Annotated in this window: 22 protein-coding genes and 4 pseudogenes; 18 read left to right on the top strand and 8 right to left on the bottom strand. The window is 35.1% G+C overall.

The genetic code is table 11. The features are described from left to right. The first annotated feature begins 32 nt into the window (after positions 1-32). Genes rsfS through tyrS form a run of 3 tightly spaced genes read left to right on the top strand, consistent with a single transcriptional unit; the run spans position 33 to position 1,832 of the window. The gene (gene rsfS / locus LA754_RS04995) at positions 33-350 is read left to right on the top strand and encodes a ribosome silencing factor (protein WP_006279567.1); all 318 of its coding nucleotides are present in this window, start codon (positions 33-35) and stop codon (positions 348-350) included. Further along, positions 347-580, top strand: a complete 234-nt coding sequence (locus tag LA754_RS04990; protein WP_264338840.1) for a hypothetical protein — start codon at positions 347-349, stop codon at positions 578-580. Before rsfS ends, LA754_RS04990 begins: the two co-directional genes overlap by 4 nt. A 1-nt stretch (position 581) precedes the next feature. Then, complete coding sequence (gene tyrS / locus LA754_RS04985) at positions 582-1,832, top strand: tyrosine--tRNA ligase (RefSeq protein WP_077190598.1); 1,251 nt, start codon at positions 582-584, stop codon at positions 1,830-1,832. Between the two features lie 180 nt (positions 1,833-2,012). Here the strand turns inward: tyrS and LA754_RS04980 are convergent, their stop codons facing one another. Further along, positions 2,013-2,162, bottom strand: a complete 150-nt coding sequence (locus LA754_RS04980) for a hypothetical protein (RefSeq protein WP_457923621.1) — start codon at positions 2,160-2,162, stop codon at positions 2,013-2,015. 182 nt (positions 2,163-2,344) lie between these two features. Here LA754_RS04980 and LA754_RS04975 point away from each other — a divergent pair, with 182 nt between their 5' ends. Continuing rightward, positions 2,345-3,313, top strand: a complete 969-nt coding sequence (locus LA754_RS04975) for an IS110 family RNA-guided transposase (RefSeq protein ID WP_077190114.1) — start codon at positions 2,345-2,347, stop codon at positions 3,311-3,313. Between the two features lie 449 nt (positions 3,314-3,762). Then, positions 3,763-4,585 (top strand): annotated as a pseudogene (locus LA754_RS04970) (IS5 family transposase). A 13-nt stretch (positions 4,586-4,598) separates the two neighbouring features. Here the strand turns inward: LA754_RS04970 and LA754_RS04965 are convergent. Beyond that, positions 4,599-4,864 (bottom strand): annotated as a pseudogene (locus tag LA754_RS04965) (IS4-like element ISWosp8 family transposase); the annotation flags it as partial. 321 nt (positions 4,865-5,185) lie between these two features. On the opposite strand from LA754_RS04965, the gene LA754_RS04960 reads away from it, so the two are divergent. From LA754_RS04960 to LA754_RS04940, 5 genes and pseudogenes are all read left to right on the top strand, one after another. After that, a complete protein-coding gene (locus tag LA754_RS04960; protein ID WP_457923620.1) occupies positions 5,186-5,542 on the top strand; it encodes a hypothetical protein in 357 nt (118 codons plus the stop codon). Between the two features lie 24 nt (positions 5,543-5,566). Then, complete coding sequence (locus tag LA754_RS04955) at positions 5,567-5,905, top strand: hypothetical protein (RefSeq protein WP_353285716.1); 339 nt, start codon at positions 5,567-5,569, stop codon at positions 5,903-5,905. A gap of 24 nt (positions 5,906-5,929) precedes the next feature. After that, positions 5,930-6,962 (top strand): IS630 family transposase gene (locus tag LA754_RS04950; protein ID WP_457923619.1). Its coding sequence is split into 2 segments (ribosomal slippage): positions 5,930-6,409 and positions 6,411-6,962, totalling 1,032 coding nucleotides; the frame shifts between segments, so codons are not numbered across the junction. Positions 6,963-7,015: 53 nt separating this feature from the next. After that, positions 7,016-7,453, top strand: a complete 438-nt coding sequence (tnpA, locus tag LA754_RS04945; RefSeq protein WP_006279552.1) for an IS200/IS605 family transposase — start codon at positions 7,016-7,018, stop codon at positions 7,451-7,453. 83 nt (positions 7,454-7,536) lie between these two features. Continuing rightward, positions 7,537-8,542: pseudogene (locus LA754_RS04940) on the top strand (transposase); the annotation flags it as partial. A 9-nt stretch (positions 8,543-8,551) separates the two neighbouring features. On the opposite strand, the gene LA754_RS04935 reads toward LA754_RS04940, so the two are convergent. Continuing rightward, positions 8,552-8,761 (bottom strand): hypothetical protein, encoded by a 210-nt coding sequence (locus tag LA754_RS04935; protein WP_015589377.1) that lies wholly within the window; start codon positions 8,759-8,761, stop codon positions 8,552-8,554. Positions 8,762-8,891: 130 nt separating this feature from the next. Here LA754_RS04935 and der point away from each other — a divergent pair, with 130 nt between their 5' ends. The 5 genes from der to LA754_RS04910 all read left to right on the top strand — a co-directional run bounded on the left by der (position 8,892) and on the right by LA754_RS04910 (position 13,416). Beyond that, positions 8,892-10,217, top strand: a complete 1,326-nt coding sequence (gene der / locus LA754_RS04930; protein ID WP_010963041.1) for a ribosome biogenesis GTPase Der — start codon at positions 8,892-8,894, stop codon at positions 10,215-10,217. After that, on the top strand, positions 10,214-10,735 hold the full coding sequence (locus LA754_RS04925; RefSeq protein WP_077188363.1) for a disulfide bond formation protein B: 522 nt from the start codon (positions 10,214-10,216) through the stop codon (positions 10,733-10,735). The genes der and LA754_RS04925 overlap by 4 nt, the downstream gene beginning before the upstream one ends. Then, on the top strand, positions 10,710-11,252 hold the full coding sequence (locus tag LA754_RS04920) for a demethoxyubiquinone hydroxylase family protein (protein WP_006279362.1): 543 nt from the start codon (positions 10,710-10,712) through the stop codon (positions 11,250-11,252). Before LA754_RS04925 ends, LA754_RS04920 begins: the two co-directional genes overlap by 26 nt. A 580-nt stretch (positions 11,253-11,832) precedes the next feature. Then, the gene (gene mraY, locus LA754_RS04915; protein ID WP_077190591.1) at positions 11,833-12,813 is read left to right on the top strand and encodes a phospho-N-acetylmuramoyl-pentapeptide-transferase; all 981 of its coding nucleotides are present in this window, start codon (positions 11,833-11,835) and stop codon (positions 12,811-12,813) included. A gap of 6 nt (positions 12,814-12,819) precedes the next feature. Beyond that, a complete protein-coding gene (locus LA754_RS04910; protein ID WP_015589381.1) occupies positions 12,820-13,416 on the top strand; it encodes a ribonuclease HII in 597 nt (198 codons plus the stop codon). A 14-nt stretch (positions 13,417-13,430) separates the two neighbouring features. On the opposite strand, the gene virB9 is transcribed toward LA754_RS04910, so the two are convergent. The 3 genes from virB9 to LA754_RS04895 all read right to left on the bottom strand — a co-directional run bounded on the left by virB9 (position 13,431) and on the right by LA754_RS04895 (position 15,174). Continuing rightward, positions 13,431-14,216: a P-type conjugative transfer protein VirB9 gene (gene virB9, locus LA754_RS04905; RefSeq protein ID WP_006280053.1), complete on the bottom strand. Its 786-nt coding sequence runs from the start codon at positions 14,214-14,216 to the stop codon at positions 13,431-13,433. Positions 14,217-14,401: 185 nt separating this feature from the next. Then, the gene (mlaD, locus tag LA754_RS04900; RefSeq protein WP_006280054.1) at positions 14,402-14,857 is read right to left on the bottom strand and encodes an outer membrane lipid asymmetry maintenance protein MlaD; all 456 of its coding nucleotides are present in this window, start codon (positions 14,855-14,857) and stop codon (positions 14,402-14,404) included. A 2-nt stretch (positions 14,858-14,859) separates the two neighbouring features. Beyond that, positions 14,860-15,174, bottom strand: coding sequence for an NADH-ubiquinone oxidoreductase subunit NDUFA12 family protein (locus LA754_RS04895; RefSeq protein ID WP_006280055.1), 315 nt, complete (start codon positions 15,172-15,174; stop codon positions 14,860-14,862). Positions 15,175-15,238: 64 nt separating this feature from the next. On the opposite strand from LA754_RS04895, the gene LA754_RS04890 reads away from it, so the two are divergent. From LA754_RS04890 to purF, 3 genes are read left to right on the top strand one after another with little or no spacing between them, the layout of a single operon-like run. Next, positions 15,239-16,705, top strand: coding sequence for a proton-conducting transporter transmembrane domain-containing protein (locus tag LA754_RS04890; RefSeq protein ID WP_457923618.1), 1,467 nt, complete (start codon positions 15,239-15,241; stop codon positions 16,703-16,705). Between the two features lie 53 nt (positions 16,706-16,758). Beyond that, complete coding sequence (gene rodA, locus LA754_RS04885; RefSeq protein ID WP_077188366.1) at positions 16,759-17,862, top strand: rod shape-determining protein RodA; 1,104 nt, start codon at positions 16,759-16,761, stop codon at positions 17,860-17,862. A 25-nt stretch (positions 17,863-17,887) separates the two neighbouring features. Then, a complete protein-coding gene (purF, locus tag LA754_RS04880; protein ID WP_077188367.1) occupies positions 17,888-19,273 on the top strand; it encodes an amidophosphoribosyltransferase in 1,386 nt (461 codons plus the stop codon). Here purF and LA754_RS04875 read toward each other — a convergent pair. After that, positions 19,255-19,376 (bottom strand): annotated as a pseudogene (locus LA754_RS04875) (DNA-3-methyladenine glycosylase); the annotation flags it as partial. The gene purF and the pseudogene LA754_RS04875 sit on opposite strands and share 19 nt — an antisense overlap. A 573-nt stretch (positions 19,377-19,949) precedes the next feature. Continuing rightward, positions 19,950-21,416: a hypothetical protein gene (locus LA754_RS04870; RefSeq protein WP_077188368.1), complete on the bottom strand. Its 1,467-nt coding sequence runs from the start codon at positions 21,414-21,416 to the stop codon at positions 19,950-19,952. Between the last annotated feature and the right edge of the window lie 97 nt (positions 21,417-21,513).

Raw genomic sequence — 21,513 nt, 5'->3', positions numbered from 1 at the left:
TAATTATAAATGAATCATATAACCTGTAAACAATGCTTAGCGATATGGAATCGATAAGAAGTACAATTGAAGAGATAATAGATCAAAATAAAGGTCATGATATAGTAACTTTTGATGTGCAGAATAAAACCGTTATTGCAAAATATATGATTATTGCATCTGGTGATTCAAGCCGTCACGTTAAAGCTTTAGCTGAGCACGTAATAAAAAGCCTCAAGCCACATGATAAAATAGATGTAGAAGGTATGGATGAAGGCAATTGGGTGGTTTTGAATTTTCAAGGCATAATGGTTCACATATTCAGGCCGGAAGTAAGGGAGTATTATAAAATAGAAGAGTTATGGAATTGATTATCCAGATAGCTGGTACACAATTGCACAAACGTTGTAATTTTGAAGGCAACTCCTGCACAGGTAGTGGTGTCATGAAAGTAGCTGACACTGGAATCCAGTTTTTCATGCAATTTCATCGAAAACGTTGTATAGTGTGCTTGTTTATAATTAAGTTCCAGTGTCTGGGCACTGGCTTCTCTATTAGGGTTACCTTCGGCATTAATGACAGGATAGACTGGGGTTTATAAAATGAAACACGCATCTGAATTTTTAAATTTCATCCAAGAAAGAGGGTACCTATACCAATGCACAAACATTGAAGGACTAGATCAATTATTATTGCAGAGCAATTATATAGTTGCATACATTGGGTTTGATTGCACAGCACCAAGTCTTCATGCTGGTCACCTGATTCAGATTATGATGCTCTGTCACCTACAAAAATTTGGTTATAAGCCGATAGTCTTACTTGGAGGTGGCACAACAAAAATTGGTGACCCATCCTTCAAAGATAAAGCAAGAAGCATCTTGCCTGTAGAGAACATCAATCAAAATACATCCAGTATAAGGAGAATATTAGAGAAAATGGTGTCTTTTAATGACAGCAAGACTGGTGCAATGATAGTAAATAACGCAGATTGGTTGGATAACATAAAATGCATAGATTTTTTGCGTGATATAGGAGCCTATTTTTCTGTAAATCGTATGCTAAGTTTTGATAGTGTGAAAACCAGGCTGGATAGAGAGCAAACCTTAAGCTTTCTGGAATTTAATTACATGCTATTGCAAGCTTACGACTTTATTGAATTAAACAAAAAATATGATTGTCGTCTGCAGATTGGAGGGTCAGACCAGTGGGGAAATATAGTAAACGGAATTGAACTTGGAAAAAAGTTGAATTTACCTGAGCTATTTGGCCTTACCATGCCTCTTTTATTAAATGCACAAGGAAAAAAAATGGGCAAAACTGAAAGTGGAGCAGTGTGGCTTGATGATAATATGCTAAAGCCTTACGACTACTGGCAATATTTTCGCAACGTTGATGATCAAGATGTTGGACGTTTTTTAAGATTGCTCACTGATGTGCCAATTGATGAGATTAGAAAATTAGAGTCTTTAAAGGATCAAGAAATAAATGAAGCAAAAAAGGTCTTGGCAACAGAAGTGACAAAAATATGTCATGGTGACAAAGAAGCGGAACTTGCACAATTTGCTGCAATTTCTGCTTTTGAGAATGAAGATAGCTCACTACTTCCTGATTACATCATAAAAAAAGAACAAGTTGCAAGCGGCATATCCTTAGTAGACCTACTACATGACACCGGTTTTGAACCTTCAAAAGGCGCTGCAAAGCGTTTAATACAGGGCAACGGATGCAAGATTAATGATAATGTTGTAAACAATATTGATCATGTAATAAATTTCGAAAGCTTTAAAGATCAGCCATTTATAAAATTATCTGCAGGAAAGAAACGCCATATAAAAGTTGTGGTAGATTAGGTCTCGAAGTAAGAAAACAAATTTTATACAAGTGAGAAATTAGATATGGAGCAAATTTTCAAAATTCGAGAATTATGTATAAAACAACTGGAAAGATAGTAGAAAGCGAAATTCTATTATATATAGCTAAAGTGGCTTAGGTTTACCTACAATTTGAAAAACAACAAATTCGTCATTCCGCTACTCATTAGCGGAATCTATACCGCGAATGAATCCATAACTGTACGGACATTGCAATTTGGGCCTACCAGGAGGGCAATGCCTCTTATCCAAGTACCCTCTTCTTGTCATCCCAGTGCTTGACACTTGTATCTTTATGATGTGAGGCATTAGAGCTAAAATACCTCACAGGGAGGGTGAAGCTGATGCGACACTAATGCCATTAAGGCCGAGTCCCAGATTTTGCTTCCCTCCCATAGAGTTAAAGACTGAACAGTATCTTTTGGAATTATATCCCGTATTACAAGGTTAGTCTAAACTCTCAGTTTATTTATAGTCTTGGAGGCAATTTTATGCAAGTAAATGCTATTTTGGGTGTGGATATTTCAAAAAAGAAATTTGATGTTTGTTTGTTAGTGGACAGTAAAAAACGACACAAAGTCTTTCAAAATAATCAAGATGGTTTTGCAAAACTTGTAGTTTGGTGCAATGGCCATGGAGCAAATCTTACTCATTTATGTCTTGAAGCAACTAGTTGGTATGGAGAAGATTTGGCTACTTTTATGCACGATTTAGGACATAATGTCAGTATAGTAAACCCAGCCCAAATCAAAGCTTTTGGCAAAAGTGAGCTGCTCAGAAATAAGACAGATAAATCAGATGCAGCTATGATAGCTAGATTTTGTATCGCCAACAAACCTGCTCTTTGGAAGCCCATTACACCTGAAATGAGGCATTTGAGGGAGCTTTACCGTTGCATGCAATCGCTAAAAGATGATAAGGTGCAACAGACAAATCGCTTGGAAAACAAAAATATGCATTCCAGTTGCAAAGAAGCTATATCTAAAGTAATTTTGGCAATAGAGGAGCAAATTATTGTTCTCGAAAAAGAAATTAATGAGCATATAAATAACTATCCACATCTAAAAAATATGGTGGAAAACCTTAAGACTATAAAAGGTATAGGATATCTTACTGCTGTTGCTGTTGTCGCAGAAATGCCATCAGTTGATAACTTTGACAATGCTAAACAATTTACAGCTTTTGCTGGTCTAAATCCAGGACATTATCAATCGGGATCGTCAGTAAGTAAGAGAAGTTGCATATGCAAAATAGGATCTGAGCGTATTCGAAAAGCTCTTTATATGCCAGCTATAGTAGTCAAAAACCATAATAATCATTTTCAAAAGTTTTGTCAGCGTCTAGCAAGTAAAGGCAAATGTCCAAAAGTCATAGTTCTTGCGTTAATGCGAAAATTAATGCATGTCTTTTTTGGTATTCTTAAAAATAATCAACCATTTAATTGTAATTTTGTTGGATAATTTGTTTGACAGCAGAGACAGTATCTGGGATGGCTTTGTTGCATCGCTACTTATGAAAGGCTAACTATAGTTAGGATTATAAGCAACCTATTGAAAATCTTATTTTTTTGCAATCAATCTGATCAAATTTAAGAATAGTAATTTGTTATTTATATTAATAAATTTAATTCTATTGAAAATAGCTAAAGCATTGAAATTCTTGAATTTTAGCCAGATTAGTGAGTGGTAGTGAAATTTCTTTTACTCAAATTTAGGTATTCACTGACCGTTCTTGTTATAAATACCAGAATAATAAGCTACTGATATTCGCTATCTTTTTTATCTTTAATCCATCATAGCTAGCGATGCAACAAAGCCCACTGGGATCCAGGAATTTTATTAAGTTGGTAAGAGGTTGTCCACAAACCAAGGAATACGTAGTATATAAAGAAAGAATATTGAGGTAAGAGATGAGGAAAAAATATCCAACAGATTTAAGTAAAAGGGAATGGGCAAGAATAGAAAAACACTTCAGAGTATCGTACAAGAAAGGAGGAAGGCCACCAAAATACAGTAAGTGTGAGATAGTAAATGCAATTCTTTATATACTGCGCACAGGATGTCAATGGCGCTATTTACCACACGATTTTCCGCCGTGGAAGGCTGTGCATGAACAGTTTAGAAGATGGAAAAAGCAGAGAATTTTTGAGAAAATGAACTATGATATCACTAAATATAGTAGGTCAAAAATGGGAAGCCGAGCGCATGCATAGTGGACAGTCAATCGGTAAAAACCACGGAAAAAGGGGGGGCAAAGGTTATGATGGTGCGAAAAAGGTAAAGGGGAGAAAAAGACATATAATCACAGATACTCAAGGATTTGTGCTTGGTTGCTATGTAGGAGCTGCAAGCGAAAATGACAGAGATGGGGTGAAGATGGCATTGGACAATATGAAGGAAAAATACAGCAATATTAAGAAAATGTGGGCTGATATGGGATACCAAGGAAAAGATTTAAAGGATTACGTAAAGAGAGAATATGGGATAGATATTGAAATTGTCAAAAGGCCTCCATGTAGGTTTTGGGTGCATAAAGATACACCACTAGAACTATTGCCACAACGGGATCCTGGATTTTCAGTACAGCCGAGAAGGTGGGTGGTAGAGAGGACTTTTGCTTGGATCAATAGAAATAGAAGGCTATCAAAGGAGTACGATTTACTTACAACATCTACTGAAAGTTTCATATATCTGGCTATGAGTAAAGTTATGTTAAGTAGGGAATATGCTTGATTTACTGGTTTGTGGACAACCTCTTAAATTCTTGAAAGCCTGTATGGCAAATCTTATACCTTGCTTTAGAAAAAGCTTGCTTTGAGGGTACATGTCAATGGCTCCATAAGTTCACATTCTATTCCCAAACTTTTTTTAACTAACTTTAAAATCATAGAAAATACTGTCGAAAAAGGAAGTTTTCTTGTTCGTGTAAAACTCAACACAATGGATTTTCTGAAAAGTTTTCGAGTATATTATATTTTTAATTTGTAGAATAAGGTTTTTTCCTTTTTGCATATTTCACCTAAAAAGGACACATTTTAGACTTCTTTGTTGAAATAAAACAGAAACAAAAGTGCTGTCCCTTGCACTCTTTGGATAATTTAATGATAAAAAATTTGGAGAGAAATTTTATACACTATCGCTGATATTTTTCCTTAAGTTGACGCCATTGCCTGAACACTTACCTAATGATGAAGCTATCGAAAACATAGCAAAGAGACTTCAAAAATCTATAGACGATGCAAAAAAGCACAAGGTCATGTTTAGTGTTGATGTATTCCAAGGAGAAAAAAGTCATCAATAATAGATTATTCGATACTGATCTTATACCACCTCATGGAGCAAGATAAAAATGTTACTGAGACTGGAAAAGAAAAACTACGGCCTCTTATGTTAGAAATGTTTAATCTAGTTTCAACAGGCACTGATGTGAGCCAAGAAGTTCGGAGATTATTGCCAGAAGATATACTGAAAGAACGCGGCGAATATTTGTCACGTCTAAAACAAATTGTAAGTGATAGTATTGAAAATGACAAAAAAAAAGGAATTGTAGTAGAAAGAGATAATAAATTTTATTATGTACAGTGTCCAGGAAAAAGTGTGATCACTCCTGCAAAATTTATGAACTCCCCGGAATTTAAGGACTTAGAATATGGTGCATTGCGAATAGGAGAAGGAGATAATCTAATCTGAATAAAAAGCTGGCAATATCATGATATGCAAGGCAAAGTAAAAATGACCTTTAGGGTAGGCGATGAAAAGATCGAAATGATTTTATCTTCTGAAAAAGCTGAAAGTTTTGGTAAAATAATGGTACATATGGATGACAAAAGTTGTGAAATCTTCTCAAAGTACCTAAAAGAGCTAGAAAAAGAACCTCGTATAAGCAAGGTTGTTGAAGCTGCTAAAAGTTTTGCACAAACGAAAAGCAGTGCAGTTAGTCCACCTCTTTCTAATATGAAAAGTGTTGACACATCGCAACATTTTCAAAGTAGTGATACCAATTCCCATTACAGGGCAAACAGATGGACAATGATGGAAGAAAAGCCATACTGAAGTAAGTAAAATAGCGAGGTTTAAATGGCATTAAGATCAAAATTATTGGATGAAAAAGTAGTAGAATCAGCAAAAGAAATGCTGAAGAAAGTAAGGAATAATGCATATGTTTCAAAAAAACTAAATGCTGTAATTGCAGCAAAAAAGTACAGTATAACGGCTGTAGCAAAAATATATTGCATTTCAAGAAGCGCACTAACTTCGTGGGTAAAACTCTTGAAAATTGGCAGAGAAGAAAAACTGTTTGCTCCTTCACAACGTCGTAGAAAAACTAAATTAAATCAGGCTCAACTACAGCAAATTGAAGAGTGGATAGAAGAAAATCCTAATATCACCATTAAAGAAATGAGAATAAGAATCCAGGAAAAGTTCGGATTAAATATCAGCAAATCTACAGTACACCGCCATATGCAAAAGATGAAATTCTCATATATTACACCAAGACCAGTTCATAATGGACAAGATAAAAGCAAACAAGAGGAATTCAAAAAAAAATCTCAATTGAGCTATTAGCAAGTATCCAGAAAAAGAGCTATTTTTCTTTGATGAATCACGGTTTGGCACACATTCAAAAGTTGGACATGGGTGGTTTAAAAAGGGGATTAGAACACAGGTTAAAACAAAATTAGGTAGGCAAAATTTCTATCTCTATAGTGCAGTTAATCCTAGAAATGGAGAGAGTTCTAGCTTATTTGCACCAAATGTCAACACTGATTGCATGAACATATTTCTTGAGCAAATTTCGCAATATCTAGAAACACGAGAGGCTTTTCTCGTTATGGACTGTGCTAGTTGGCATAGGTCAAAAAATTTAAAGGTACCTAAAAATATCGACATTATATACCTACCTCCATACTCACCTGAGCTAAATCCTGTTGAGAGGCTTTGGTTATATATAAAACAGAACATTTTGCGCAATAAAATATACGATACAATTGCTCTACTTGAGGGTGCTTTGTGCAAATTTATTACTTCTCTTGCCAGCTCCACAACTAAACAACTCTGCAATGTTTCCTATTTGACTTTCCATAAGATGGTACAAGCCTCCACCTTCTAGGTGGAGAAACTTTAGTTTGTCAATGTCATAACTGTACTTTATAAAGTATAGTTATGACGGAATATGACAAAGGAAAACACACTGTATTTTATCATAGGTACCATATAGTCTGGATTACAAAATATCGGTACAGAGTATTAACTAAGGCTATGAAGGAGAGAATACGAACAATCATAGCAGAAGTATCTGAAGAAATGGGGATTAAGATAGAAAACGGAGTAATATCATCAGATCATTTACATTTATTCGTAGTAATACCTCCTCATATAGCTGTGAGTGATTTTGTTCAAAGAGCCAAAGGCAGGTCTTCACGCAAAGTTCAACAAGAATTTCCAGAGCTAAATAAAATGTACTGGGGAAAGCGTTTTTGGGGAAGAGGATACTTTAGTGCTACCAGCGGACATATCACAGATGAAGTCATTAATGAGTACATCAATAAACATACAGATGCACATCAGCCTCATTCTATATCTAGTATAAGATTGGAGTAGCTTTAGCTTCTCATCGCGCTTCCAGCGCTATATCCAACCTTTCGGCTCTCAGCCGATAGTGGTTGAGTGGACAACAATGAGAATTGGTATTAGTTAAAAAAAGTTTGGGAATAGAATGTGAACTTATGTAGCCATTGACATGTACCATCAAAGCAAGCTTTTTCTAAAGCAAGGTATAAGATTTGCCATACAGGCTTTCAAGAATTTAAGCATCCAAACAGCCTATCAGGATGAACCTGAGTTGGAGAGGCTATAGACTTATTGCAGCAGATGGTTCTGGTATGAGATTACCCAGCTCTGGGGAAATTGTATCCGAGTTTGAACCAAATGGAACAACAGGCACCATTGGCAATTTGTTTGTTGATTTGTGTACTTCGCTGATTTGTAGTGCTCGTCTTGCAGCTTGGAATATAGGTGAACAAACGTTGGCGGCAGAGCAATTACCCGAAGTTATCACTCAAATGCGTTTATTAAATCAAGAGAAATTATTATTTATCTATGATCGTCTTCAGTAAAATTCATTCAGCAGCATTATGATTTGGAAGTAGATTTTATTTTTCGCTTGCAAAAAAGAAATTATAGTAAGCTATGGGAACGCTGGCGAATTAGATTTTGATTTTATATTAGAAAATGAAAAGCTAAAAAATAAAATGAAAGGACAGAAAGTAAGAGTTATAGTGCTGACATTAGCCAACTGAGAAACAGAGTTTTTGACCGAGACTTTGGAGCAAAGCTTATGTGCTAAGGTGGCACATAGAGGAAACGACTCAAAGTAGGAGCAGAGTTAGAGAATTTTTCTGGAGAGGCTGTATTACAAGAATTTTGGGCAAACTTGGTCATGTGCAATATATTATCGCTTCATATATGTGATGCACAAGGGCCTTGGAACCCAGATCAAATTACTGAGTATCGTTTAAATTTTTCAGTTTTATTTAGTGTAATGAGACAGAAACTCTATCAGGTACTTATTGCACCAAAAAACTTTCAAGCCCTTTTTAAGTATACGCGCTAAAGTTAAAATCCGACCGGGACAGCCGCAATAAAGTAGATAAGCCTAAACGCCATCATGTCTTTAGGAGAGTTTGCTAATGAAAGTTCTTAAGTTGACGTCATTGACTGTTCCGATTCGTTATATGACATAAGAGCATCATATATTTCATGCAATGTATTTGAGATGTTTTTTTCCATATGTTGATTAATATGCCCATATATTGTCGTCTCTTCCGAACACTCTGTATCTTTATGTATATGATTTTGTTGCTTTAATTCTTCTCTATCTACACTCTCTATTTGCTCTGACACTAGCATAACTACCCCATATTTTACATAACGAAATAAAAAATTCTAACTGCAGTATGCTTATATAATCTACGAAGTCAATAGTTAAATTGAAAAGTTTCGGTTATAATTTACTTCATATAGAACATGCCCTTGAATTATGCTAAAAATCGCCATAGTAGGCCTACCAAATGCTGGAAAATCGACCCTATTCAACAGATTAGTAGGAAGAAAAGCAGCAGTAGTGAGTAACATTCCAGGAGTGACAAGGGATAGGCGAGAGGGAATGGGGAGAATTAGCGATTTGGAGTTTAAAGTTATAGATACAGGAGGATGGAACGACCAAACTAATTTTTCACTACAAGTTATTGAACAAATCGAATTTTCTTTATCCAATTCAAACATAATTTTCTTTCTTGTTGATGCAAAAGTGCAAAATGAGCGAAATGAAGAGTTTGCAAAGTGGCTGAAGAGAAAAATAAATAAACCTGTAATACTAGTAGCAAATAAATGCGAGAGTCATAAATCCGAAAATGTTGATTATTTGCAGTTTTTTGATTTTCTTGGCCCGGTGTATATCTCTGCCGAGCATAATCTTGGCATGGTTGATCTTTATGATGCATTAGCTGGTGTTATTGAAAATTTTAACGAGAACACTGAGTTACCTAACAATGAACTGAGTAGGCTGAGGATCGCGATCATCGGCCGTCCGAATGTTGGAAAATCAACTTTTTTAAATGGTTTACTTGCAGAAAACAGACTAATAACAAGTTCAGAGCCAGGTACCACACGTGATTCTGTGGATATTACATATGATCATGATGGAGAGTTAATTACTCTAATTGACACTGCCGGAATCCGCAGAAAGGCGAATGTTGTAGATGGCTTAGAATCAAGATTTGTTGAGAAAAGCATGGAATCAATCAAGCGCTCTCATGTGGTAGTTTTAATGCTAGACTCCCTAGTTGGTATTGAGCAGCAGGATTTATCAATTGGTGAAGCTGCAATTAAGGGAGGGAAAGGGATTATTGTTGTTTTAAATAAGTGGGATTTAATAGGTAAGGATGACAGAAGCAGGTTAATAAAATTTGTCAAACAACAGGAAGTAACCAGGTTATTCTTGGAAGTGCCAACTATAACAATTTCTGCGTTAAAAGGCATGCGCTGCGGTGATGTGATAGATAAGTGTCTTGAAGTGAGTGAATCCTTGAACAAGAAGATCAGCACTGCAAAACTGAATAAGTGGCTCATAGATGCTGTAGGAAAACATTCTCACCCTCTTGTAAAAGGCAAAGCAGTTAAAATGAAGTATATCGCTCAAATTGGCACTAAACCTCCAGCTTTTTCTTTGATATGTAACATACCTGAAAGTGTTGATGAAAGTTACAAACGCTATTTAATTAACGATCTCAGAAAAAATTTCTTTGCAGACGGTGTGCCAGTTAGATTGCTTTTGAAAAAAAATAAAAATCCCTATGTAAAATGAATACTCTGCTTTATACTTTCAGGGGTAATTTACTTAAAGTTATGTGTAATAATTCCAGAATTCCTGCAATCTTTCTGCTGTCGAGTGCCGCTGCTCTAATTTTTGCATATGTGCTAGAATATTTTTTCAACATGCTGCCATGCAAGTTATGTACATACGAGCGAATAGTTTACTATATCGCCGGATTACTTGCAGTAGCGTGCATGCTTAAAGACAACAAAATTCTAATCTATGCAATGTTTTGCAGCTACCTCATAGGTGCAGTAATATCTTTTTATCATGTAGGTCTTGAACTCCACTTATTTCATGATGTTTTAGGTTGTACAGAGCAAGCAAGTGGTAACGTTAGTATAGAAGAGCTCAGAAATAATCTACTAAATCCTAATTACTCTCCATCTTGTGACAGACCTCATTACGTTCTAGGTGTTTCCTTAGCAACATGGAATCTAATTTATCTCATAGTAGCTCTGTTCGTATCAGGTAAGGTGTATTGTGGAGAAAGAAAGAAATCTAAATAATTTAAGGTACAGCAACAATCAGTTCTTGCAACAGGCAATTAGAGTAGATCACGCTGGAGAATATGGAGCTATTTGCATTTATTCTGGTCAAAAATTTATTCTTAAGAAATCTTCTATAATCAATGAAATAATTGAAATGGAAGAGCAGGAAAAAAAGCATTTTCACTATTTTAATGAGAAAATCAAAGAGCAAAAAGTTCGTCCTACTGTTTTGTTGCCTGTTTGGCGTGTTTTAGGAGTGTCGCTTGGCGTTGCAACTGCCATTATGGGCAAAAAAGCTGCTATGGCTTGCACTGCTGCAGTTGAAGAAGTTATCGGGGAGCACTACAAAGAGCAAGTTTCACATTTAGAAGATGGGGAATTAAGAGAAACTATAAGTAAATTTCGCGACGAGGAGTTAGAGCACAAAGATATTGCAATTCAGCACAATGCTGAAAGCGCATTTGGCTACAACATTTTATCATCATTCATAAAAACAGGCTGCAAAACTGCTATTTACTTGTCTAAGTTAATTTAACTAAGCAGCTTTCTTAAAGTGTTTTAAATGTTCTGATAACAACAGAAACCAGGAAGGAATTCAAGTGTAACAATTATTTTATAACTATATTTACATATCACCATTATTAATAAATAATTAGTATTTGTAAATTAAATACATCTAAAGTATAGACTGCAAAGGAGGCAAAAGTGCGTTTTAATTTAGAAGAGGGAAATGCTCTTATGTAATACCTGCCACAGGTTCACAACTGTACGAACATTCATTTTTGAAGGTAAATTGCACAGCAAATGGTGTCATTCCAGTCTGTAATCCAGAAATTTTGCTTATAACTGAGCTGATAAGCTAAAGGTAATTGTCTTACACTAAAACAAACGTTTTTAATTAAGTTGCATAGAAACAGTGTCTGGGCACTGGGATGACACCCCACTGGTGGTCCAAACTACAACGTTCGTACAGTTGTGGATTCCAGACTGGGATGACACCCTACTGATGGGCCCAAATCACAATGTTCGTACAGTTGTGGGTCAGGCTATAGGATGACAGAAGTTGACTTTATTAGCTATAGGTGGTATGACACTTAGTCAGTTTAAGTAAGCAGATGATCTTAGCTACAAAAGTATTTTTTACCCCATTTGTTTTTGGGTTCATTCTTTTTCCCTATTTTATAAAGCTTCTAAAAAAAATAAGCAAAGATGGGCAACCAATTAGATCATGTGGACCAGAAAGTCATTTAATAACAAAAAAGAATGTACCACCTATGGGCGGAATAATAATACTGATTTCTTCTTTATTACCAATTTTACTCTGGGCTCAGTTAACACCAGAAATTTTGCTGCTGATATTGATAACTCTATTTTTTGCTCTACTTGGATTTATTGATGATTATTTAAAATTGAAGACAAATCACTATCGAGGTTTAAGTGCAAAAACCAAAATACTTATTCAGTTTATTGTTGCTCTGGTTGGTGTGTTTATACTTAAGCTATACTCTGCTGAAGGTTTTACAAAAACGTCCCTATTTAAAGGAGTAATAATAGATTTTGGCTATCTATATGTTCCGTTTGCTGCGTTTGTAATTGTCGGCTCTTCTAATGCTGTGAATCTCACAGATGGTTTGGATGGCCTTGCTGCAACTCAAGTTATCACTTCCTTTGCTTTTTTGGGGCTAATTGCATATATAACTCAGGCAGATATGAATATTACTTTATTCTGCATTGCATTTATAGGAGCTATTCTAAGTTTCTTGTGGTTTAACACACATCCAGCAAAAATATTTATGGGTGATGTTGGTAGCTTGTCGGTAGGTGCGGCTTTAGGGTTAACTAGTGTCCTAATTAAAAGAGAAATGCTTTTTGCCATTATTGGAATAATCTTTGTAATAGAGACTCTATCTGTTATTATTCAGATATCATATTTTAAATATACAAAGTTTAAATATGGAGAAGGAAAAAGAGTTTTTCTTATGGCACCAATACATCATCACTTTGAGAAGAAGGGATGGTCAGAAAATGCAATCGTTATGAAATTTTGGATAATTTCTATTATCTGTTCAGTTTTTACTATAACTTTCTTATTATAAAAACCTATGAAATACCCAGACTTTACATTAGAAAATAAATTATCAGGAGTGATAGCAGGAGTGGATGAAGTTGGAAGAGGTCCGCTAGCTGGTCCAGTAATATCCGCAGCCGTAGTGTTTATTGATAGAAATACAATTATTGATGGAATCAACGACTCGAAAAAGTTGACTCCTCAATGTAGGCAAGTCCTATATGAAAAAATAATATCCGTTGCAAAATTTGGTATAGGAATGGCAAGCGTAGAAGAAATAAATTCATACAATATCTTGCAAGCAACAAAACTTTCAATGAAACGTGCGTTGATAGACTTGGACCTAGAGTTAGATTATGTGCTAGTTGATGGTAATCAACCACCTGAAGTGAAATGGCAAGTGAAATCCATAGTAAATGGTGATAATTTGAGTACATCAATTGCAGCAGCTTCAATCGTTGCAAAAGTTACGAGAGATCGGCTTATGCAAGAATTGCACAATAAGCATCCTGAATATAATTGGTATAAAAATAAAGGATATGGGACAAAAGAGCACCTTAACGCTATTGGCCTTTATGGAATTACAGAACATCATAGAAAAAACTTTGCACCCATATCTCGGGCATTATAGCCTTTAGATAGTAATCACTTACCTTTTTTGAAAGGCATGTTTTCATTAAATAGGCAAACTGTACTCGATCCATTCCTTAAGGTAAATACTGAACTTACCCTTTCGATTATCAGATAGGTGTCAACTGTACGGAAATTTACTAAAGACTCATATCCTGCAGAATCAACCATAAAAACTGCCGGGAAATCAGAGTTTATTTTATTGAATTGTAGATATGTAAATTTTCCATCATCAAAAACCTTGATTGGTATTATTGACTGACTGCCTTTAACGTGCGAGATGGAATAATTAAAATTTAAACCCTTCTTTACAACTTCAATATCGTTTATATCAGGAATAATGGTATGACTAGCTTGTTCGAGGATATCACCGTTATTTGTTGTGTAAATCTCATCACTGCTAAATAGTGGATAAAGAAACCTTACTTCATATGCTAATCTTGGATCATCTAGTCCAGTTGCTTCTTCAGCATGAAGTTCAAAGTAATAAACTCTTTTATTGGTAATTATAGTTGCGTTGGTATCGGCAATATCATCTATAGGCTTAATAAACAATCTGTTACCTTGAGGAAGGAGTTGCCAACCAGTTGAATCACCCATTGAAAGGTTTTGTATTACCTCCCCTGGTTCAAACAATATACTGGACTGATAACCATAAAAACCCGTATACTTATGTATAGCCTGTGGGTTATAATTTATTACCTTTATGTGATTATCTCCAGCTATTGAACGTGGCTCCTGTTTTGCAAGTGCATCACTACCACAGAGGAACAATAGTACGGCAAACAGTAAACCAATCATAATATCAAAATGAATTAATCTTCATTTTATCATTAATAGACATGCACTGCAACTGTTAAGGCACTTTCTATACTATAAACCCCAAAGCAAGCGGTAGAAAAGGCAAGAAATAAGGCAAACTCCTTAAATACTTTAGAACTACAGGAGGCTTTACCTGAACGGATATACTTGGAATCCTGCCATTTTCACTTTATAAACATACCAAGAATTCTGTCCATTATTCCACCCATATTTGCTTCAGCTTGAGTATACTCTATTTTACCACCATGCAAGATTAGTTTAATATCTGATCCAGGTGATATATTAACAAATTTACTGCCAACAACTCCACTGCTAGTGATCAGAGCTGAACTATCAATTGGCAATTTTATGTCTTTGCTTATACACATATCGATTCGTGCTACGTAGGTAGCTTTGTCAAGTGATACACCAGTTATGCTTCCAACATCTACACCAGAGATCTTGACACTATCACCAACTCCTATACCGTTAGCGTTAGCAAAAAGACCATATATTTTATAGCAATCCTTATAGTTTTTCTTTATGTAAGATAGCTTATCAATAGCAAAGAAAATCAGAAAAATAGTAAAAATTAATACAAATAATCCAGCGGTTATTTCAAGTATATTTGACCTTCGCATCTTTAGTTATCAGGACTCCAGCTTTTATAGTAATTTTTCACTTTTTGGTTTGGATAGTATGCATTTTTTGTACCCGTTAAATTAGGAGTATGTTTTACTTTTCTTTTTTTATTATTAACTGGTACTACATTATCAGTATAGTGAAGCCATATATGCCATTCCGGAGGCACTGTTGTAGGCTCAGAAACACTGCTATACATAACCCACCTTTTTCCTTTACTTGATTCATAGTAAGAATTTCCATTTTCATCTCTTCCTACAAATTTATCTTCTCTTCGTAATAGGCGTTTTATTGCATTACAAATTTTAGATAACATAAGGGTATTAAAACAAAAAGTATTATATATACTAATACTTTAACGATATATTAACAACAATTTAATGCAATTACCAATCTTACAAGTTATTATCCCAATAATTGCATCAATGTTTTGCTTTCTTGCCAAGAAACACAAGGTATCTTGGTTTATTTCTTTTATTGCAACAACAATCACTCTTATCATTTCATCAATACTACTCATTAAAACATATAAAGGTGAAATTATAACTTATCACCTTGGAAATTGGGCTCCTCCGTATGGAATAGAGTTAAGAATCGACGTGTTAAATTCCTTAATTCTAACCCTAGTGAATTTTATAGCGCTGATTAGTGTGCTTTATAGCTTTTATATTAACGAAAAAGAGATTAGCAAAAACAAAATCACTGGTTTTTACTCTCTATTTCTACTGTGCTTAAGCGGACTGCTCGGGATTCTAGTAACAAACGACATATTTAACCTTTACGTTTTCTTGGAAATTTCATCTCTTTCTTCTTATGCATTAGTTTCAATGGGAAGGGATAAAAAAGCCTTGGTTGCAGCATTTGAATATCTAATTAGTGGAACAATAGGTGCAACATTTTATTTATTTGGCATCGGGCTCTTGTATTCAATGACTGGAACGCTCAATATGTTTGACATGGCTGAAAGAATAGTTCCATTATACGATAACAACATCATAAAACTTGGCACGTTGTTCATTTTTGTTGGTCTCTCAATCAAAATGGCACTGTTTCCATTAAGCAGGTGGCTGGTTAATGCATATAGTGAGGCGCCAAGTTTCATTAGCATATTCTTTTCAGGCACAGTGACAAAAGTGATGATATATGTTTTCATCAGAATCTTTTATACTGTTTTTCATCAAAATTTTTTCTTGTTTAAGCCGCTACTGGACAATGTGATAATTATCCTCGCACTTTGCGCTATTGTATTTGGGTCGATATTTGCAATAACCGCAAAAAACATAAAAAGACTGCTTGCTCACTCTAGTATTAGCCAAATTGGTTATATAATTTTAGCACTGAGTTTTAACTCAAAAACAGGTGTATTTGCAGCAATTCTTCACATAGTAAACCACAGCATAATAAAAACATCTTTATTTATGGCTGCAGGATGTATTTCTTACAAATTTGATACAACAAAAATAGAGAATTTATCGGGACTCAAGAAATCAATGCCTTATACAGCACTTGCGTTCACTCTACTCAGTTTAGCATTAATCGGTGTGCCTTTAACAAATGGCTTTGTAAGCAAGTGGTATATAATGAAAGCAATTATCGAATCTCGCGCGTGGATTTCCCTGATAGCTTTTGCTGCCGGTTCTTTTCTTGCACTAATATACATGTGGAAGATGGTAGAGAAAATGTATTTTGAAAATGATGCAACGTCACGCACTAGAATGACACTAGGCAAAATTAATGATGTGCCATTTCCTATGCTTTTCTGTCTATTGTTTATGGCAGCTTTAACAGTAGTAACTGGAATATATAGCACTCCAATTCGGTTAGTAGTTGAGAAGTTGGTTTTTTGATTTTTATCTTTGTTTCATATTTTACTATACTTTAAGGTTATAAGGTCTTTATTGTGGGTAGGCTGAAGAAGATTCATTGGTTATTAGTCATTAATGTGATAGCGCTGTTTTGCGTTGGCATTGTTGTTCAATACTCTTCTGCTGGAGGAAAGTGGGTGCCATTTGCGATTCACCAACTGGTCATATTTTCCTTCTTTTTCCTACTCGCTATAGCTATGTCATTCATAGAGCTAGATTTTTATTTGAAGTACGCCTACTTTTTTTATATAGCAGCAGCGATTTCACTATTAGCAGTAAATTTTTTTGGCTCACACATAATGGGTGCAACAAGGTGGATAAGAATTGGATCAATTAGTTTGCAACCATCAGAATTTGCAAAAGTAGGCTTAATACTTGCGCTTGCTCGCTATTTTGATAAGCAGAGTGTATATAAAGTGATGGAATTTAAAAGATTGCTTAAGGCACTTATAATTATTTTCTTACCCGTGTTCTTGGTGTTAAAACAACCTAATTTAGGCACAGCTATGATAATGTTATTTATAGGGATGTCAATTATATTCACAGCAATAATAAAAAGATCTCATTCGATAATATGTGGAACGCTTGGCATTTTTGCAGTACCAGCTATTTGGCCTTTTTTACGTCCTTATCACAAGCAAAGGATATTGTCATTTTTGGATTCATCAGTGGATCCACTTGGAATAGGTTATAATGCGCAGCAATCTCAGATAGCTATTGGTTCAGGAGGTTTACTTGGTAAGGGCTTTGTTAATGGAAGTCAAACTCAACTTGGATTTTTGCCGGAGAAACGTACGGATTTTGCTTTTGCAGTGCTGAGTGAGGAGTGGGGCTTTTTAGGTAGCATGGCTTTAATTTTGCTTTATACCTCATTACTTGGAATAATTTTCTCTATCGCTTATAGGTCGAAAAATTATTTTTCTAAGTCGGTATCTATCGGCATTTTCTCCTTTTTTAGTGCTCATTTCTTTATAAACATCGGAATGACAATGGGCCTCTTACCTGTGATAGGCGACCCATTGCCATTTCTGTCCTATGGAGGAAGTACAACTGCCGCAAGCTTAATATGCATAGGATTATTGCTGGCAATAAAAGCAGATGAACAACAAAATGCTTGTATTTTACCTATGCTAAAGTAAAATTAAATTTTACTTAATAGTTTTTATGCTAGATGAAATGCGTGAGGAGTGTGGGGTATTTGGTATAAGTTGCAACCAAAGTGCTGCTTTTAACTCTATACTTGCTCTCCACGCTTTGCAGCATAGAGGTCAAGAGTCTTTTGGCGTAGCAACCAGTAACAACGATAAGCTGCACTCTTATCACTTTCAAGGTCAAGTGAGCAGCGTATTTGATGATATAGATGAAATAAAGAAATCCTTACCTGGAGATTGTGCAATAGGTCATGTTCGATACTCAACAAGTGGTAGTAAATTTGGAGTGCAGCCCATGTTTGGCAAAAGTGGCAAATTTGGGGATTTTGCCATAGCACATAATGGTAATTTAATTAATATTTCTCCGATACGCGAACAATTAATTAAACAAGAGTGTGTTTTTCAGTCAGATATTGACACAGAAGTAGTAGTACATCTGACAGCAAGCGGTGAAAAAGATAGCTTCTTAGAGAGTTTTATATATGCATTAAAGCAAATACAAGGTGCTTATTCTTTTGTGGCAATCAATCAAGAAGTAGTTATTGGAGTACGTGATCCATCTGGAATCAGGCCTCTTGTTTTAGGAAAGTTAAACGGTTCTTACGTTCTTGCATCTGAAACTTGTGCTCTTGATATAGTAAATGCAGAGTTTGTTAGAGAAATAGAACCAGGCGAATTAGTTACCATCAGTTTGGATAGTAAGCTAGCCTCAATGTTTCCTTTCCCACAGCAAAAATCAAGTTTTTGTATTTTTGAATACGTTTACTTTTCGAGACCAGACAGCATAATGGAGAATAGGTCTATATACGATACAAGAAAAGAAATAGGAAGAATACTTGCGAAGGAAAGTCCACCAAAAAACAATGTGGATATGATTGTACCAATACCTGATTCTGGAATACCTGCAGCTATTGGATATGCAAAGCATTCAGGGTTACCTATGGAACTGGGAATAATTCGTAATCATTACATAGGAAGAACTTTTATACAACCAACCGCTGAAGTACGTAAAGTTAGAATAAAATTAAAATTCAATGCTAATAAGCACACTTTGAAAGGTAAAAACATAATTTTAATAGATGATAGTATAGTGCGTGGTAGTACGTTAACAAATATAATAGTTATGCTAAAGGATGCAGGAGTAAAAGAGATTCACCTCAAAATTTCAAGCCCACCAATTAAGCATTCTTGTTTTTATGGAATAGATACGCCAGAGTGCAAAGATTTAATTGCTGCAAATAAATCTGTAGAGGAAATTAAGGAAATTATAGGAGTAGATAGCCTAGCCTTCTTGAGTATTGATGGACTATATCAGGCTGTTAAAGGAGAGGTGCGTAACAATGCTACACCACAATATTGTGATGCTTGTTTCACTGGTGATTATCCGATTGGCAAATAGTCTACGCAAGGTCTTAAGTTTAGAAAATCTTAAACCGCCAAAATTTCTCTTGGCCTTTACTAATTCCGATTCTCGGAGTGCAAATATAACCTGGTTTGAGGTGGGATTGGCTTTGTTGCATCGCTACTTATGAAAGGCTAACTATAATTAGGATTATAAGCAACTTATTGAAAATCTTGTTTTTTTTGCAATCGATCTGATCAAATTTAAGAATAGTAACTTGTTATTTATATTAATAAATTTAATTCTATTGAAAATAGCTAAAGCATTGAAATTCTTGAATTTTAGCCGGATTAGTGAGTGGTAGTGAAATTTCTTTTACTCAAATTTAGGTATTCATTGACCGTTCTTGTTATAAATACCAGAATAATAAGCTACTGATATTCTCCACCTTTTTTATCTTTAATCCATCATAGCTAGCGATGCAACAAAGCCCACTGGGATCCAGAAGACTTAATTTCAACCAAGTGGCTGCATAATAAAGGCTGGATTCCAGTGTCTAGGCACTGGGATGACACCATTTGCTGTGGAAATTGCTCTCAAATCACAATGTTCGTACAGCTATGGATTCATTCGCGGTATAGATTCCGCTAACTAGTAGCGGAATGACGAATTTGTTGTTTTAAAATTGTCAGTAAATCTAAGTTAGTTTAGCTATATAGCACGAACTAAACCACTAAGCAGCAGAAGACCTTGCATGACCTCCAAAAAATGCTTTTACTCTTTCAAGATAAGTAGGTGGTTCTGCAGGGATTTCTATTTCATCTATTTTAGAATATATTGCCGCGTCTACGACTTCATCCGTTATTAACTCCCTTAACCTTTGTTTTATCTGCCCTCTCTGAATATGCTCCCCATAGTCGTTATAAAACTTTACATATAATTCCTTAAACACGAATTCTTTTATAGCATCTCTTGTATAAGAAATGCCGTCCTTTACTTCATCACTCACGTTGCTCAAATCCACCCCAGAACTTGGTGAATACAAATTATCAAAATTTTCTTTCAAAACTTTTATTTTATGGTAGTGCTTATCCACATATTTCTCAAGAAATCTTTTAGTAGCATTACCAGCCAACTTCCCCATTAGCTGAGGCTCCAGTTGAGCTGCAAAGTTGTTTTCTGCTTCAAGGCCACTTAATGCATAAATAATACGGAGAAGCATTCCAGGACCACATTGGCGGTTACTTTCTTCAAAGCGAACCAGTAATATAGATTTCAATAGTTCTACGTCTGCGTTTTGCTCTCTTGCCGCAATTAAAACTAAATTTATAGCCTGTGTCAATGTCAATCCGGTTTGTGAATCTACCCAATTTACCCACTCCCCAGTTTCATAACCATCCAATCTTAGATAAGGTTCTATCATTCGTTTTTGCTGACTTGTTAAACCGCTTATATAACTTTTAAACTCTTCATCCAACTCATTTAACGGCGTACCATGTTCTTCCTTTAATTTTTTGGCACATTCAATAACGCTTTGCTGAAAACTTCTAGTATGAACGCTCTGACTACTAGTACCCACATCACTTACATTAAACAAAAAGCTTAGCTGCTTTACATTCAAACCCAAAGGTGAAAAGAGTTTTACTGATGGATATTTTATTAACTCAAGAAGTGCTACTGGAATTAGCAGTGCATAATTTAACAATAATAAACAAAAATTAAATATAAGAAACCCACGTAGAGCTGATACCTTTGATGCAATATACAAAAATGGAAGCTGTAGGTAATATATCAAGCGTATACTGAAGAATAAGATTTTGTCCTTTAATTTTATTGTTGGATCTTTATAAACCTCAAACAACATGCTATTGCTATCAATATTGTTGTTTTTAAAGGAGGTATAGTTGTTTATGATCTTCTCTTGCAAGGGAAGAAGCATTTTATTCAGGCAAATAAACGCAGCAATAACAATAAAACCTGTAGCCAAAAATGCTAGTGCAGGGCTAGAAGTGCTTGTAGATAAATAGGCATAAAGACCATCAACAATTAAGTTTTTGTATAATCTTTCAAAGGGACGAACTAGAATCGGGTCAAGGATATAGTTAACAAGAAGATTTAAATAATACATGAGAAACAAAAGTGCAATCAAAAATGCAATAATACTACAAACAATCAAAAATGCTTTTAATCTCGGATTCATAACCCCCTCTTAATAATCTGTTAATATAATCTGTTTTAGGAATAAATTGAAAAAAATGCAAGTTTTTATGTTAAAAGATCAATTGAAATTTCTGAGT

The sequence above is a fragment of the Wolbachia endosymbiont of Muscidifurax uniraptor genome, assembly GCF_054149795.1.
This window is presented reverse-complemented; position numbering and strand designations above follow the sequence as displayed.

What these genes read in the sequence shown, in the direction of transcription:
- rsfS (WP_006279567.1), top strand. Translation starts at nt 33, where the DNA reads ATGCTTAGCGATATGGAATCGATAAGAAGTACAATTGAAGAGATAATA.
- tyrS (WP_077190598.1), top strand. Translation starts at nt 582, where the DNA reads ATGAAACACGCATCTGAATTTTTAAATTTCATCCAAGAAAGAGGGTAC.
- LA754_RS04980 (WP_457923621.1), bottom strand. Translation starts at nt 2,162, where the DNA reads ATGCCTCACATCATAAAGATACAAGTGTCAAGCACTGGGATGACAAGA.
- LA754_RS04975 (WP_077190114.1), top strand. Translation starts at nt 2,345, where the DNA reads ATGCAAGTAAATGCTATTTTGGGTGTGGATATTTCAAAAAAGAAATTT.
- LA754_RS04960 (WP_457923620.1), top strand. Translation starts at nt 5,186, where the DNA reads ATGGAGCAAGATAAAAATGTTACTGAGACTGGAAAAGAAAAACTACGG.
- LA754_RS04955 (WP_353285716.1), top strand. Translation starts at nt 5,567, where the DNA reads ATGCAAGGCAAAGTAAAAATGACCTTTAGGGTAGGCGATGAAAAGATC.
- tnpA (WP_006279552.1), top strand. Translation starts at nt 7,016, where the DNA reads ATGACGGAATATGACAAAGGAAAACACACTGTATTTTATCATAGGTAC.
- LA754_RS04935 (WP_015589377.1), bottom strand. Translation starts at nt 8,761, where the DNA reads ATGCTAGTGTCAGAGCAAATAGAGAGTGTAGATAGAGAAGAATTAAAG.
- der (WP_010963041.1), top strand. Translation starts at nt 8,892, where the DNA reads ATGCTAAAAATCGCCATAGTAGGCCTACCAAATGCTGGAAAATCGACC.
- LA754_RS04925 (WP_077188363.1), top strand. Translation starts at nt 10,214, where the DNA reads ATGAATACTCTGCTTTATACTTTCAGGGGTAATTTACTTAAAGTTATG.
- mraY (WP_077190591.1), top strand. Translation starts at nt 11,833, where the DNA reads ATGATCTTAGCTACAAAAGTATTTTTTACCCCATTTGTTTTTGGGTTC.
- LA754_RS04910 (WP_015589381.1), top strand. Translation starts at nt 12,820, where the DNA reads ATGAAATACCCAGACTTTACATTAGAAAATAAATTATCAGGAGTGATA.
- virB9 (WP_006280053.1), bottom strand. Translation starts at nt 14,216, where the DNA reads ATGATTGGTTTACTGTTTGCCGTACTATTGTTCCTCTGTGGTAGTGAT.
- mlaD (WP_006280054.1), bottom strand. Translation starts at nt 14,857, where the DNA reads ATGCGAAGGTCAAATATACTTGAAATAACCGCTGGATTATTTGTATTA.
- LA754_RS04895 (WP_006280055.1), bottom strand. Translation starts at nt 15,174, where the DNA reads ATGTTATCTAAAATTTGTAATGCAATAAAACGCCTATTACGAAGAGAA.
- LA754_RS04890 (WP_457923618.1), top strand. Translation starts at nt 15,239, where the DNA reads ATGCAATTACCAATCTTACAAGTTATTATCCCAATAATTGCATCAATG.
- purF (WP_077188367.1), top strand. Translation starts at nt 17,888, where the DNA reads ATGCTAGATGAAATGCGTGAGGAGTGTGGGGTATTTGGTATAAGTTGC.
- LA754_RS04870 (WP_077188368.1), bottom strand. Translation starts at nt 21,416, where the DNA reads ATGAATCCGAGATTAAAAGCATTTTTGATTGTTTGTAGTATTATTGCA.